Genomic DNA, 13,780 nt, shown 5'->3' with positions numbered 1-13,780 from the left:
CTTTAAAATTTAAATTTCACTTGCAATCCAACGCCGGCAAAGTCTCCGGGTATTGGAGCCATCATAGACGGTTGAACCTGCATGGATAAATCATCGCTTATATCGAAATTGTAGAAATGGGCATCTACTGCTGCATCTACTATTTGAAGAACGTAGATACCAACCATGCCAATATAACTCAAATCACGATAACGACGATAGTATTGTTTTTTGCTATTAAGTGCCTCCTCAAACCACTGTTCGTATTCTCCATATATCTGATCCTCAGTCATAGATGGAGGCAGAAATTCCAAATAGCTTTTGTTGCCCGGGTCGCGAATGATAAAGTCGCGATAGGCAGCTTTATATTTCTTGTAGTATTTACTGTTGAAATGGATGGCATAACCAACCCCACCTATACCGGCATACAAAATTGGTATTTTCCAGTATTTTTTATTGTAAGCCTGTCCTAAACCAGGCAGAATAGCGGCGTAAAAAGAGGCTTTATGTGGCGAATGTTTTTTCTCGATAACAGGTGTTTCAACAACTGTTCCCTGAAGCATGACGGAGTCACCCTGTGAAACATATGCCTCTGTCTTTTGGGCCTGCAGCGTCAGTGTTAAACTGATAAATACTAACAGACACCACACCCATCTATAATGTTTTGTTGTTGTGGTCACCTTAAATCAATTTCAGGCAAAAATGCAATTATTTTGCTTTGTCCAGAATGCTAATAATTTTTTCCAGTTCATCGTCAGATGTAAATGGAATCACAATTTTCCCTTTACCGTCATCTGCGCGTGAGAATTGGATGTTTGTTCTAAAAAACGTAGACAACTGAGACTTCAATGCCTCGTACTCTTCAGGTAGATTTTTTTTCGCTTTGGAAGGTTTTTTATTTTCGGTGCCATTATTCAGGTCGCGCACCATTTGTTCAACTTTACGCACCGACAGATCATTCTTGACGGTTTCATCAAAAATCATCAACTGTGCCCTTGGGTCTTCTACACTAATGATGGCACGTGCATGCCCCATGCCTATTTGTTTTTCAACCAATCCAAGCTGAACTTCAGCCGGTAATTTCAACAAGCGCAGGTAGTTGGCGATGGTGGAACGCTTTTTACCCACACGTTCTGACATGCTTTCCTGCGTCAGGTTGCATTCTTCAATCAGTCGCTGATAACTGATAGCCACTTCTATTGGATCCAGGTCTTCACGCTGAATATTCTCTACCAGCGCCATCTCCAGCATAGTATCGTCATCAGCTGTACGTATGTAGGCCGGCACCTTGGTCAAACCAGCCAGCTTAGAAGCTCTGAAACGGCGTTCACCGGCTATTAGCTGGTATTTGTCCGGGCCAATCTTACGCAAGGTAAGTGGCTGTACAATGCCAATCTGCTTGATGGATTCTGACAGCTCATTTAAACGCTCTTGGTCAAATTTGGTACGTGGCTGCCAGGGATTCACTTCAATCTTATCAATATCTATTTCGTTAATTGATGCAGCAGGTTTAGTCTCTCTTTTTTGAGTGACTTCATCAGCGTTCTCAATTAATGCGCCCAATCCACGTCCTAAAGCGTTCTTTCTTGCCATCTTTTATCTATCGTTATGTTCTGTCAATCTTATATGCGTCCGAAAAGCGTTTACTTCTTTTCAGCCAGGTTGTTTTTCTTCAATAATTCGCGTGCCAGGTTCAGGTAATTAACAGCTCCTTTTGATGTAGCATCGTACATCACCACTGCTTTACCATAACTAGGTGCTTCACTTAATTTGATATTACGTGATACCAGCGTTTCAAACACCATATCCTGGAAATGGCGTTGCACTTCTTCAACCACCTGGTTTGATAGGTTTAAGCGCGAATCAAACATGGTTAGAAGGAAACCTTCTATTTCCAGTTCCGGGTTTAGGCGGCTCTGAATGATTTTGATGGTATTCAGTAGTTTGCCCAATCCTTCCAGTGCGAAATACTCGCATTGCACCGGAATGATCACCGAGTCGGCCGCTGTTAGTGCATTCACCGTAATCAAACCTAGCGACGGCGAACAATCAATCAGAATGAAATCATACTGATCGCGCACCTGCTCCAGTACTTTGCTCAGCACCCTTTCTCTTTCGGGCAAGTTAAGCATTTCAATCTCAGCACCCACTAAATCAATGTGCGAAGGTAATACGTGCAGGTGTTCTATTTCGGTTTGCAGTGTAGCTTCTTTGGGGTTTGTGCCATCAACAATACACTCGTAAATACTGTTTTCAATCTCTCTCAAATCAAAACCAAGACCGGAAGTGGCATTGGCCTGCGGATCGGCATCAACAATCAATACATTGTATTCTAAAACAGCCAGACTTGCAGCCAGGTTAATTGCTGTTGTTGTTTTTCCAACTCCTCCTTTTTGGTTAGCCAGAGCTATGATTTTCGCCATATTAAGGTGTTTTTTAATGTTGAAGTTAAGGGCTACAAAATGGTTATTTTATTCTGAAAAGCCAAAGTTAAAATTTTCTCAAATATATAGCCTCGCTACGATGAAAAATACATGATGTTTCAATTTTTTTCATGTTTACTCTGCCAGCTTCTCAAAACATTCTTCCAGAAGTTCCTGTTTGTCAATAGGAACAACGCCCGGGTGTTCGCAAACCAGGCCGCCTGCCATATTCGCAATGCCGGCCACTAGTTGTTCTTCAAGGCCTGCCGAAACACAAAGGGCACTTACGCTTATCACCGTATCCCCGGCACCTGACACATCGGCTATGTCGCGCACCTCTGCCGGGATAAAATGGTGCTTGTTCTGGTTGACAATCATCACGCCTTTTTCGGCCATGGTCACCATAAAATTCCGGATATTTTGTTCTTTAATAAACGTGGTGGCCGCCTGCAGCAATGCTTTCTTATCATGACTGCTAACATCCACTTTGGCGCCTTCTTTAAATTCCTTGAGGTTGGGCTTGAAAAACGTGACGCCTTTATACTCGTTGAAGTTACGTTTTTTTGGATCGACAAGTGTAGGTATACCTTTACTTTGAGCCAGCTTAATAGTTGCTTCAATAGTGGCTGGTGTCAGCACGCCCTTGTCATAATCTTCAAATATGATGGCATCAATTTTATAGGTGTTCAAGAGGTCTTCAATGTGTGCCTGGAGTTTTTTCTCCAGCGATGCTTCCAGGGGGTGGTTCTCTTCCTCATCAATTCTAAGCAGGTGTTGATTCTGGCTGATGATACGGGTTTTAACGGTGGTTTTGCGTTTGCCTGATGAGATGATGCCATTTGCCGGCAGCTGGTTGCCTTTTAATAATTGCATAAAAATATCGCCGGCTTCGTCGTTGGCTATCACCGAGCACATAATAGGAGTAGCTCCCAGCGACTGAATGTTAAGTGCCACGTTGGCGGCTCCACCCAGTCGGTTTTCGCGTCCAGTAGTGGCAATAATGGGTACAGGAGCTTCCGGTGAGATGCGGTTTACATCGCCCCATAAATAGGAATCAACCATTACATCACCTATAATTAAGATATGCATCTTATCAAATGCATCAAATACCTGAGTCAGCTCCTTTCGTGTCATGCCTATACTATTTTGCTGCAAAGATAACAAAAACGGTATTGTTGCTAAAAAAGCGGCTGGTTGATGTTAAATTAAAACCAATCGGCCTGCACAGTAAGTGGTATATTCTCATCTTTCTATAACAAAACCAGGTCATATGCGTACACTTTCTGATTGTGATTTATACCCAAACTAAAATTCACTACACATGTTAAAAAGTCGAATTGTAATCAGCTGTATAAGTAGCTGTATGTTGCTGGTGTGCATAGCTTGTGCACATCAATCAGTTAGTACAGGTAATGAACCTGAGTTTTATGAGTTGCCCGATGGCAGTAAGGTTGTACTTAATCAAAATTCAACAATGACGTATGTTATAGATGAGGATACGCGTGAGGTACATCTTGATGGAGGAGCCTTTTTTAAGGTGGTTAAATCCAATATTCCATTTGAGGTTCATACACCGCATGGCGATATAATGGTGCTGGGAACCGAATTTGCCGTTGAGTCCTCAGATGAAGGTTTGGAAGTGGAAGTAGATGAAGGCGAAGTGGCTGTTGAAACCACTGCTGGGAATCAAACAGTTCGCACTCAGGAGCGTGTTTTTTACAATGATGCCAAACAGTTATTTGAACGTGGTAAGGCTGAGTTTAAGCATCACATCTGGACAGACGAGTTTAAGAAGGATATGCGCGGATTAGGTAAAGAGATTGAAAAAGGGGGTAAGCAGCTTGGGAAGAAAATTAAACAAGTTGGTAACGATTTGAAAATTAAGATTTAGGGCTTTGTTTCTAGTCGATGCTTCTGTCTGCCATTAACTGGCGGAAAGCCTCTTTATAATGGCGGCCGATAGGAATAGTCTGTCTGGCCACTTTCACACTGCCGCCCATATAGCTGTCTATTTTATCAAGCGATACTATAAATGAGCGATGGATGCGCATAAAGTGAGAGGCCGGCAGCTTTTCTTCAATGTTGCTGATGGTGTTCAGGGTTTTGACTTCACGCCCATCAATTAAAAATATGGATACATAGTTGCGCACGCTCTCGATGTAGTTGATTTCATGTAACATCACTTTTACCATCATCTTATCCGATTTGATAAAGATAAATGAGTGTCGGAAATCGTTGTTGTCGGTGTGGCTAGGTAGCTCTTGTTGCTGATGTAGCTTAAAGTATCGGTTAACAGCTTTTATAAAACGCTCAAAGGAGATGGGCTTCAACAGGTAATCCAGCGCCTCCAGCTCAAAGCCCTCCAGCGCATATTGGGTGTAGGCTGTTGTGAAGATAATCTCCGGTCTGGTGCTCATGCTTTTGGTGAGTTCCAGACCGGTTAATCCTGGCATCTGGATATCCAGAAACAGCAGGTCGATCGGATGCTCGTTTATAAGCTGCAAGGCTTCTATGGCATTACTGCATGTGCCGGCAATCTCCAGCTTATCAATACGACTGATGTATTCGGCAATAATATCAACTGCCAGTTCTTCGTCGTCCACAATCAAACACCTTACTTTATTCATAGTCGCTTGCTGAGTTTAAGTTTGAGTACTACAAGATAGGCATCTTCCGATGAATTGATTTTCAGTTCGTGCCTATCGTCATACAATAGGTTCAGGCGGCGTTGAACGTTATTGAGGCCAATACCACTGGCAGCTGGAGATGGGGTTGTAATAGCAGGAATGCTGTTCTCCACTTTTAAGGTCATCATGCCATTGGAGCAGCCCATTTCAACAGTTATCAAGGCTTGTCCGTTGAAACCACGCGTACTGTGCTTAAAACTGTTTTCCAGAAAGGGGATAATCAACATAGGGGCAATGGTGTATCCGCCTACCTCGCCCCAGATATTCAAACTGAAATCTACCCGGTTGCCATAGCGTATTTTTTCCAGTTCGATATAACTTTTTACGCAGTCAATTTCTTTTTGAAGCTCCACCTGCGGAACATTTGTTTCATACAACATGTAGCGCAAGAGCTCCGATAGCTTTAGCAAAACTTCCAGTGATTGATCGGACTTCTTGAGGATAAGTGAATACAAGCTGTTAAGCGTATTAAACAGAAAGTGAGGTTGTACCTGGTTTTTCAGAAATACCAGTTCGGCCTCCAGCTTATCTTTGGCCAGATTCTGCTCCCTCTGTTGCACATTTGAGAGGTATTCCATTATTTTCACCGTCATGGGAATGGCCAGCACAGAGCTAATGTTGATGGCCCCACGCACCAGTTGCACAATGTTTAGCGTAGGCTCTTTGGTCCATTCGGGAAAGAAAGTGTCCACAATTATCAGGTTGTCGTTGACGCGCTGAAAGATGGATGCCAACAGCAGAGTCAATAGAAACAGGGTGATGAACGACCATACTTTTCCTTTGAACAGAAAGCGCGGGAAGAGGTAGTATATAACCGTATAAACCAAAGCCATTTTAATGGGCAGGTTGATGAGCTCAACACACAGCGTTTTAAGGTAGTTGTCGTCGTGTGTTCCCCAGGCAAAGGCAAAGAACAGCACAAACACCACCCAGTAGCCGATGTGCTGGAACCAACGATTGTTGATTATCCTGGCTATTAGTGTTGAACTATTGGCGAGTATCTGCATGGTATTATTATAATTGACGGCAAATTACATATTTATTAGATGCGGCTCCCCCAATTATGGACAAAAAGCATGTTTAGAAGGACGGAAGTCGAGTTTGGTATTTATCAGGTTATACAATTCTAACATCTGATGAAACCCTCAAGCCATCTGTCATTATTCATCCACCAAATTCTAACTTTCTCATCGTCTTTTGTCCCTAAGCTGATGTCGTTTGTCCTTAAAAGTTGATTGTTGTAATGGGATTCTATTCATTTGACATTGCGTTATTTCATGAAGAAATTTGCATCTTAATACATGCTCGTTAAAACAACATTAAACATGAAGAAACATCTTATTTTATCATTTGCAATGCTGCTGTTCGTTGGCATTGCCAGTTCAGCAGCCTATAAAATTGATCGCCTCGAACCTGCCTTCTGGTGGGCCGGTATGGAAGATGAAAACCTACAGCTATTGGTGTATGGCGAAAATATTTCGGAGCTGCGACCAAGTATTGATTACGAAGGCGTGAGTTTGGAGCGCACCGTGCAGGTGAAATCGCCCAACTACCTGTTCCTCTACCTGAAAATTGATAAAAGTGTTCAGCCGGGCGCCTTTGATATTGCCTTCAAAAAGAAGAACAAGACACAGCTAAGCTATCGCTATGAACTGAAGCAGCGCCGCGATGGTTCGGCCATGCGACAGGGCTACACAACCTCGGATGTGATGTACCTGATTACGCCAGATCGCTTTGTAAATGGCGATCCATCCAACGATGAAGTGGCCGAGATGAAAGAAGGTTTGGATCGTTCAGATGATTTTGGTCGTCATGGTGGCGATTTGGCCGGGATTATCAATCATCTCGACTATATCGAAGACATGGGCTATACTGCTTTGTGGCTGAACCCGGTGATGGAGAACGATATGCCAGAGGGTTCTTACCACGGCTATGCCATAACCGATTTTTATGAGACCGATGCACGACATGGTAGTAATGAAGATTATTTGAAATTATCAGAAGAGCTGAAGAAGCGCGATATGAAACTGGTGATTGACATGATTATGAACCACTGTGGTTCGGAGCACTGGTGGATGAAGGACCTGCCTACCGACGACTGGTTGAATTTCCAGGATGGCTGGCAAGTAACCACTCACCTGCGCGAAACCAATATGGACCCGTACGCGTCGGATTACGATAAGCGCAACCATGCCGATGGCTGGTTTGTGGAGTCGATGCCCGACCTCAATCAGCGTAATCCTCTAATGGCTGATTACCTTATCTACAACACCATCTGGTGGATTGAGTATGCCGATTTGGATGGCATCCGCATGGATACCTACCCCTATCCGGATAAAGATTTTATGAGCGAATGGACCCGACGTGTGATGACTGAATATCCAAACTTTAACATTGTGGGTGAGGAGTGGAGTTCTAATCCGGCCATTGTTTCGTATTGGCAAAAGGGCAAGCACAATCCTGATGGCTATGTGTCATACATGCCGGGTGTGTTCGATTTTCCGTTACAGGATGCTTTGGTGAAGGCCTTGAATGAGGATGATAGCCAGTGGGGACAGGGACTGCCGAAGCTATATGGCATGCTGGCCAATGACCATCTGTATGCCGACCCGTCGCAGTTGGTGATATTCCCCGATAACCATGATATGAGCCGTTTCTATACCCAAATCAATGAGGACTTCGACCTATTCAAAATGGGTATGGCCTATATTGCGGTTACAAGAGGTATCCCGCAAATATATTATGGTACTGAGATTCTCATGACCAATCCTAACTCCGATTCACATGGTGAAATTCGTGCTGAGTATCCGGGCGGATGGGCTGACCATACTGCCAATGCTTTTACAGGTGAAGGGCTGACGGCTGACCAGAAAGAAGCACAACAGTTTACTAAAGTATTGTTTAACTGGCGAAAAACTTCCAGTGCAGTACATAATGGATGCTTAAAGCATTTTGCACCCACACATGCTAACGGGCTATATACTTTGTTCCGCTACGATGATGAATCGGTGGTAATGTTGGTGATGAATAAGAACCCTGAGGCCAAAGATGTGAACATTGTACCTTTTAAAGATGAGGTGATTGGTGCAGCAACACAAGGAACGGATGTAATCAGTGGCAACAAGGTGTCGCTGGCTGGTGAGACGGTTAATGTAGGTCCCCGTTCATTTTTATTGGTGGAGATTAAGAAGTAAAGCTATTTGACTGTCGAAATGCGGATAACGCATTTGATATTAAGCCCCAATGCCATTGCTATTTGATGGTGTTGGGGTTTTGTTTGCCAAAATGGCTAGCCGACCGCGTCAGGCGTACATTTTCGTGCCAGCTTGGACTCTGAGAGAAGTCAGATGCACATTTTTTGCCAAAATGCTCGCCGGGAAACGATAACGGGCCCATCTTCCCCTTGGGGAAGTGCCGCAGGCGATGGGGGATTTAACGGGCTACGGACAAATTACTTTGGCCTTAAAGCTCCTCTTCAGTCTTTCAGACAGCTTCCCCAGGGAAGCATTGATTAACGTTATATAAAAAAACTCTGCGCGTCCGTGCCTCTGTGTTAAGATTTAAAAAGCCCCACATCCACCGATGCAGGGCTATTATCTAAGCGTCTAAGTTCTATAAGTCTATTGTAAGCAAGCTGCCAGTCACTACTGACTACTGCCTGTTAACTTCTGCCTATTTTTATTTATACTCTCCCCAGTGCTTAATGCTTATTTTATCCATATCCAGCTTACAGAATGAATAAATAAAGGCACTTGCCAGGCGGGCATTGGTAATCAACGGAATGTTAAAGTCAATGGCATCGCGTCGAATAGAGTAGCCATTCTTTAACTCATCCTTACTTAGGTTCTTCGGAATGTTAATCACAAAATCAATCTTCTTCTCACGGATGTAATCCACCGTGTTTGGCTGTTTATTCTCACTTGGCCAGTGAAGTAAGGTTGTTTCCACGCCATTCTCAGCGAAGAACTTATGCGTTCCACCGGTAGCAAACAGGTTGTAGCCACGCTCTTTCAGCATACGGGCACTTTGCAGCAATTCCAGTTTTGAGCGGGCAGGCCCCGATGATATTAGGATATTCTTCTCAGGGATGCGGTAACCTACTGCCAGCATCGACTGCAGAACCGCATCGTAATAGCTCTCGCCAATACAGCCCACCTCACCGGTTGATGACATGTCAACGCCTAATACCGGGTCGGCTTTGGCCAAACGGGCAAATGAGAACTGAGGCGCTTTGATACCCACATAATCCAGTTCAAACGAACTCTTTGTAAGCTTCTCAACCGGCAGGCCTAACATGGCACGTGTAGCCAGGTCAATCAGGTTCACCTTCAGTACTTTTGATACGAATGGGAAACTACGTGATGCACGCAGGTTACACTCAATCACTTTAATATCGTTATCCTTGGCCAGTAGCTGCATGTTGAAAGGACCTGTGATGTTCAGACCTTTGGCAATCTGTCGGGCAATCTTCTTCACACGACGGATAGTTTCCACATACAGTTTCTGTGGCGGGAATACGATGGTGGCATCGCCCGAGTGCACACCGGCAAACTCAATGTGCTCACTGATGGCATATCCAACTACTTCGCCGTTGTTGGCTACAGCATCTACTTCAATCTCCTTGGCTTGCTCGATGAATTCCGAAACTACTACCGGGAACTCTTTCGAAACGTTGGCGGCCAGTGTTAAGAAATGCTCCAATTCGTCTTTGTTCGATACCACGTTCATGGCTGCACCCGAAAGCACGTATGAAGGACGCACCAATACCGGGAAGCCTACTTCATCCACAAAGGTGAAAATGTCCTCAATGGATGTCAGCTCGCTCCAGCGTGGCTGGTCAACCCCAAGCTCGTCCAACAGGCTTGAGAATTTCTGACGGTTTTCGGCACGGTCAATATCTTCTGGCGATGTTCCTAAAATTGGTACTTGCTGACGATGTAGTTTCATGGCCAGATTGTTAGGTATCTGACCACCTACCGAAACAATTACTCCCTTAGGTGTTTCCAGGTCGATGATATCGAGTACGCGCTCCTGAGTTAACTCATCAAAGTACAGACGATCGCACATATCATAGTCGGTACTCACTGTCTCAGGGTTATAGTTGATCATCACCGAGCGATGATTCTCTTGCTTGTTAATGGTATTCAGTGCATTTACACTACACCAGTCAAATTCTACCGATGAACCAATGCGATAGGCGCCTGAACCTAATACCACTACTGATTGACCATCTTTTTCGTAGTCGATATCGTGTGTTGCACCACTATATGTCAGGTATAAATAGTTGATTTTTGCCGGGAACTCACCAGCCATGGTATCAATCTGCTTCACCACAGGCAATATGCCATTGGCTTTACGGAAGTCACGAACTTTTAGCAGACCCTCTTCCATGTTTTCTGACTTAAGCACTAAGCGCGCCACCTGGAAATCGGAGAATCCCATCTTTTTGGCATCCAGCAGGGCATCCTCAGGTAATTTGTCTAAAGCATCGTGCTTTTCAAGTACATTGGCATGGTCCGATATGTTCTTCAGTTTTTCAAGGAACCATTTATCAATGCGTGTCAGTTCGTGTATCTCATCTACTGTTGCGCCATTCTGTAAGGCTTCGGCAATGGCAAATACACGCTGATCAGTTGGTTCTTCCAGTTCTTTCTTGATATCCTTCGAAAATGGCTGGTTACCCACAAAGCCGTGCATGCCTTGTCCAACCATACGTAATCCTTTCTGGATAGCTTCTTCAAAGTTGCGACCGATGGCCATGATTTCACCCACCGACTTCATGCTTGAGCCAATCTCTTTTGATACGCCTGTAAACTTACCTAAGTCCCAACGAGGAATCTTACATACGATATAGTCCAGTGCAGGCTCAAAGAAGGCGGTTGTGGTTTTGGTAACTGAGTTCTTCAGTTCGTGCAGGCTGTAACCCAGTCCCAGCTTTGCAGCAATAAATGCCAGCGGATAACCGGTTGCCTTTGAGGCCAGGGCCGATGAGCGTGACAGACGCGCATTTACCTCAATAACCCGGTAATCTTCCGAGTAAGGGTCCAGCGCATACTGTACGTTACATTCACCCACAATACCAATGTGGCGGATAATCTTGATGGCCAGCTCACGCAGCTTGTGGTATTCGGCATTAGAAAGGGTTTGAGATGGCGCTACCACAATCGACTCACCAGTGTGGATACCCAGCGGGTCGAAGTTTTCCATGTTACAAACGGTGATACAGTTGTTGTAAGCATCACGCACCACTTCGTACTCCACCTCTTTCCAGCCTTTCAGCGATTCTTCAACCAATATCTGGTTCGAATAAGAGAAGGCATTTTCAGCACGCTCAATCAATTCTTCAGTTGAGTGACAGAAGCCCGAACCCATTCCACCAAGAGTATAGGCCGCACGTACAATAATAGGGAAGCCAATTTTTTTAGATGCTTCAACCGCTTCTTCTACTGAGGTTACTGCAATACTAACCGGTGTTTTAACGTTAATTTGCTTCAGCTGGTTGGCAAAAATCTCACGGTCTTCGGTGTTGATGATGGCCTGAACAGGCGTACCCAGCACCTCCACATTGTACTTAGCAAGTGTGCCGGCCTCGTAAAGCGCCGTACCACAGTTTAGTGCTGTCTGTCCTCCAAACGCCAAAAGAATACCTTCGGGACTTTCTTTCTTAATAACCTGCTCAACAAAGTATGGTGTTACAGGCAGATAATAAATTTTATCTGCGATGCCTTCAGAAGTTTGGACAGTGGCAATGTTAGGGTTAATTAAAACCGTTTCGATGCCTTCCTCCTTGAGTGCTTTGAGTGCCTGTGAACCTGAGTAATCAAATTCGCCGGCTTCTCCAATCTTGAGCGCACCAGAGCCCAGAACTACTACCTTTTTGACGTTCTTCTTCATCTTATTTCTATTATTATTGTTTTCTATTTTCCGATACAATAAAACCTGCCTTTATAAATAGCAAGTTCAAAACATCATCGACAATAAGCAAATGCAAAGACGCTATTTTACGACTGAATTTTAACATCTTTTGTCTATAATTATACAGTTTTTGAGGTTTAAATAAGCACTTGTGCTGTTTGCTGTGTTGTTGTTTTTCATTTTTATACATGCTGATTGCCTGGTTTTGATTAAAACCAATAGCGATTGAAAAAATGAAAAAGGAATGAGAAACAGAAGTGCTAACCCTTGATGAGTGTGGTCTGATAAGCGTATGTTTACACTAAATAATGTCACTCGCAACTGTTGTTTTATGCGTTTTTGAAATTATTGTCGTGCAAAAATACATATTTTTTGCAAAAAACAGCTTTGAAATTTATAATTATTGAATAAATTTGCATCGTCGATGTATAAATATACAATCAACAAAGAAGAAGAACCAAATGAAAATTAAAGCACAACGATTAATGGCTATCAAGCAAATTATCAGTTCGCGAAAAGTGAGTTCGCAGGAAGAGCTGGTGGTATTGCTCGAAGCAGAAGGATATAAAATAACACAGGCAACTTTGTCGCGAGACTTAAAGTACCTGAAAGTGGCCAAGGTGCCTGATGCTGAAACCGGCTATAAATACGTGGTGCCGGAGTCGGCACAAAAGCAGGAAGAACAGGTTAAGCAGGAAGAGTTTCCGGTAAGTGGTGTAGAGTCAATTGAGTTTTCAGGGCATTTGGCCATCATGAAAACGCGACCAGGCTTTGCCAATGGCATTGCTTCGGTAATTGACAGTCACGGCCCTTACGAAATATTGGGGACCATTGCGGGCGACGACAGTATTTTGCTGATTAGCCGCGAAGGGGTATCCAAATCGGATGTCATCAATGCTTTATCCTTGTTTATGCCGGGTCTGAAAGAAAAGACATTATAAAATAGCTGGTTAGTTTTTAGGCAGAAGGCAGAAATTGCTGATGTTTCAATAAAAATTTCTTTTGCCAACGGTATAAGTCTGACAAGCGTTTAAAATAGATTTAGGTGTTGAATGCAGGATGAAAATCACTACTGCCTTCTGCCTAATGAACTAGAGACTAGATTATCATGAGTAAGTTTAACATATTTGTCGCAACAGAAGAACATCTTGAGTATGTAGATGTGGTGCTGAATGCCATAGCTGAAGCAGCTAAAGTGCGTGGGACAGGAATTGCCAAGCGTAGCCCTGAGTATATCCAAAAGAAGATGGAGGAGCGAAAGGCTATTTTGGCTTTGCATAAGGGGGAGTTTGCCGGTTTCTGTTATATCGAAACCTGGGGGCATGACAAATTTGTAGCTAACTCAGGGTTAATTGTGGTAGATAAATTCAGGGCCAACGGGCTGGCTAAGGCTATCAAATCAAAGGCTTTTGAGCTATCACGAGAGCGCTATCCTCAAGCCAAAATATTTGGTTTAACCACCGGATTGGCTGTGATGAAAATTAACTCTGACCTGGGCTACCGGCCCGTTACATTCTCGGAATTGACTGATGATGAGCAATTTTGGAAAGGCTGTCAGAGTTGTGTTAACTATGATATACTGGTACGGACTGAACGAAAACACTGTCTGTGCACGGGTATGCTCTTTGATCCGATGAAGGCCACACAAGCCAATGGTAAAAAAACATTAAACATGTTGTCGCGTTTGCGCGACGCCGTTCGCAAAAGCGATGGAAAGATTGGCAAGACTTTAAAAAGCTTAACAGCATTATTCTGATAGGGTAACAGACATTTGAT

11 protein-coding genes are annotated in these 13,780 nt (G+C 43.8%); 4 read left to right on the top strand and 7 right to left on the bottom strand.

All coding sequences use genetic code 11. From position 1 onward, the window contains the following. Positions 1-2 precede the first annotated feature (2 nt). The 4 genes from KEM09_RS09810 to KEM09_RS09795 form a co-directional block, all read right to left on the bottom strand. Positions 3-659, bottom strand: coding sequence for a DUF5683 domain-containing protein (locus KEM09_RS09810; protein ID WP_212227938.1), 657 nt, complete (start codon positions 657-659; stop codon positions 3-5). A 28-nt stretch (positions 660-687) separates the two neighbouring features. Beyond that, positions 688-1,572 (bottom strand): ParB/RepB/Spo0J family partition protein, encoded by an 885-nt coding sequence (locus KEM09_RS09805; protein ID WP_212227936.1) that lies wholly within the window; start codon positions 1,570-1,572, stop codon positions 688-690. A 50-nt stretch (positions 1,573-1,622) separates the two neighbouring features. After that, entirely contained in the window at positions 1,623-2,402 is a 780-nt protein-coding gene (locus KEM09_RS09800) for a ParA family protein (protein ID WP_212227934.1), read from the bottom strand. Between the two features lie 135 nt (positions 2,403-2,537). Further along, positions 2,538-3,536, bottom strand: coding sequence for a bifunctional heptose 7-phosphate kinase/heptose 1-phosphate adenyltransferase (locus KEM09_RS09795; protein ID WP_212227933.1), 999 nt, complete (start codon positions 3,534-3,536; stop codon positions 2,538-2,540). 187 nt (positions 3,537-3,723) lie between these two features. Between KEM09_RS09795 and KEM09_RS09790 the strand changes: the two genes are divergently transcribed. After that, positions 3,724-4,293 carry a FecR family protein gene (locus tag KEM09_RS09790; protein WP_212227932.1) on the top strand — a complete coding sequence of 190 codons (570 nt, stop codon included), beginning with the start codon at positions 3,724-3,726 and terminating at the stop codon, positions 4,291-4,293. Between the two features lie 10 nt (positions 4,294-4,303). Here the strand turns inward: KEM09_RS09790 and KEM09_RS09785 are convergent, their stop codons facing one another. After that, positions 4,304-5,029, bottom strand: coding sequence for a LytR/AlgR family response regulator transcription factor (locus KEM09_RS09785; protein ID WP_212227931.1), 726 nt, complete (start codon positions 5,027-5,029; stop codon positions 4,304-4,306). Continuing rightward, positions 5,026-6,096, bottom strand: coding sequence for a sensor histidine kinase (locus tag KEM09_RS09780; RefSeq protein WP_212227930.1), 1,071 nt, complete (start codon positions 6,094-6,096; stop codon positions 5,026-5,028). The genes KEM09_RS09785 and KEM09_RS09780 overlap by 4 nt, the downstream gene beginning before the upstream one ends. 318 nt (positions 6,097-6,414) lie before the next feature. On the opposite strand from KEM09_RS09780, the gene KEM09_RS09775 reads away from it, so the two are divergent. Then, positions 6,415-8,283, top strand: a complete 1,869-nt coding sequence (locus KEM09_RS09775) for a glycoside hydrolase family 13 protein (protein ID WP_212227929.1) — start codon at positions 6,415-6,417, stop codon at positions 8,281-8,283. Between the two features lie 484 nt (positions 8,284-8,767). On the opposite strand, the gene carB is transcribed toward KEM09_RS09775, so the two are convergent. After that, a complete protein-coding gene (gene carB / locus KEM09_RS09770; RefSeq protein ID WP_212227927.1) occupies positions 8,768-11,983 on the bottom strand; it encodes a carbamoyl-phosphate synthase (glutamine-hydrolyzing) large subunit in 3,216 nt (1,071 codons plus the stop codon). Positions 11,984-12,465: 482 nt separating this feature from the next. On the opposite strand from carB, the gene argR reads away from it, so the two are divergent. After that, entirely contained in the window at positions 12,466-12,945 is a 480-nt protein-coding gene (gene argR / locus KEM09_RS09765; RefSeq protein ID WP_212191596.1) for an arginine repressor, read from the top strand. 167 nt (positions 12,946-13,112) lie between these two features. Continuing rightward, entirely contained in the window at positions 13,113-13,760 is a 648-nt protein-coding gene (locus KEM09_RS09760) for a GNAT family N-acetyltransferase (RefSeq protein ID WP_212227925.1), read from the top strand. The last annotated feature ends 20 nt before the right edge of the window (positions 13,761-13,780 follow it).

Source organism: Carboxylicivirga mesophila, assembly GCF_018271975.1.
Classification (GTDB): domain Bacteria; phylum Bacteroidota; class Bacteroidia; order Bacteroidales; family Marinilabiliaceae; genus Carboxylicivirga; species Carboxylicivirga mesophila.
The sequence above is the reverse complement of the archived record's forward strand: the minus strand, read 5'-3'. Positions and strand labels throughout refer to the sequence as shown.

Coding starts and splice junctions, on each gene's coding strand:
- KEM09_RS09805 (WP_212227936.1), bottom strand. CDS start 1,572: ATGGCAAGAAAGAACGCTTTAGGACGTGGATTGGGCGCATTAATTGAG.
- KEM09_RS09800 (WP_212227934.1), bottom strand. CDS start 2,402: ATGGCGAAAATCATAGCTCTGGCTAACCAAAAAGGAGGAGTTGGAAAA.
- KEM09_RS09795 (WP_212227933.1), bottom strand. CDS start 3,536: ATGACACGAAAGGAGCTGACTCAGGTATTTGATGCATTTGATAAGATG.
- KEM09_RS09790 (WP_212227932.1), top strand. CDS start 3,724: ATGTTAAAAAGTCGAATTGTAATCAGCTGTATAAGTAGCTGTATGTTG.
- KEM09_RS09785 (WP_212227931.1), bottom strand. CDS start 5,029: ATGAATAAAGTAAGGTGTTTGATTGTGGACGACGAAGAACTGGCAGTT.
- KEM09_RS09780 (WP_212227930.1), bottom strand. CDS start 6,096: ATGCAGATACTCGCCAATAGTTCAACACTAATAGCCAGGATAATCAAC.
- KEM09_RS09775 (WP_212227929.1), top strand. CDS start 6,415: ATGAAGAAACATCTTATTTTATCATTTGCAATGCTGCTGTTCGTTGGC.
- carB (WP_212227927.1), bottom strand. CDS start 11,983: ATGAAGAAGAACGTCAAAAAGGTAGTAGTTCTGGGCTCTGGTGCGCTC.
- argR (WP_212191596.1), top strand. CDS start 12,466: ATGAAAATTAAAGCACAACGATTAATGGCTATCAAGCAAATTATCAGT.
- KEM09_RS09760 (WP_212227925.1), top strand. CDS start 13,113: ATGAGTAAGTTTAACATATTTGTCGCAACAGAAGAACATCTTGAGTAT.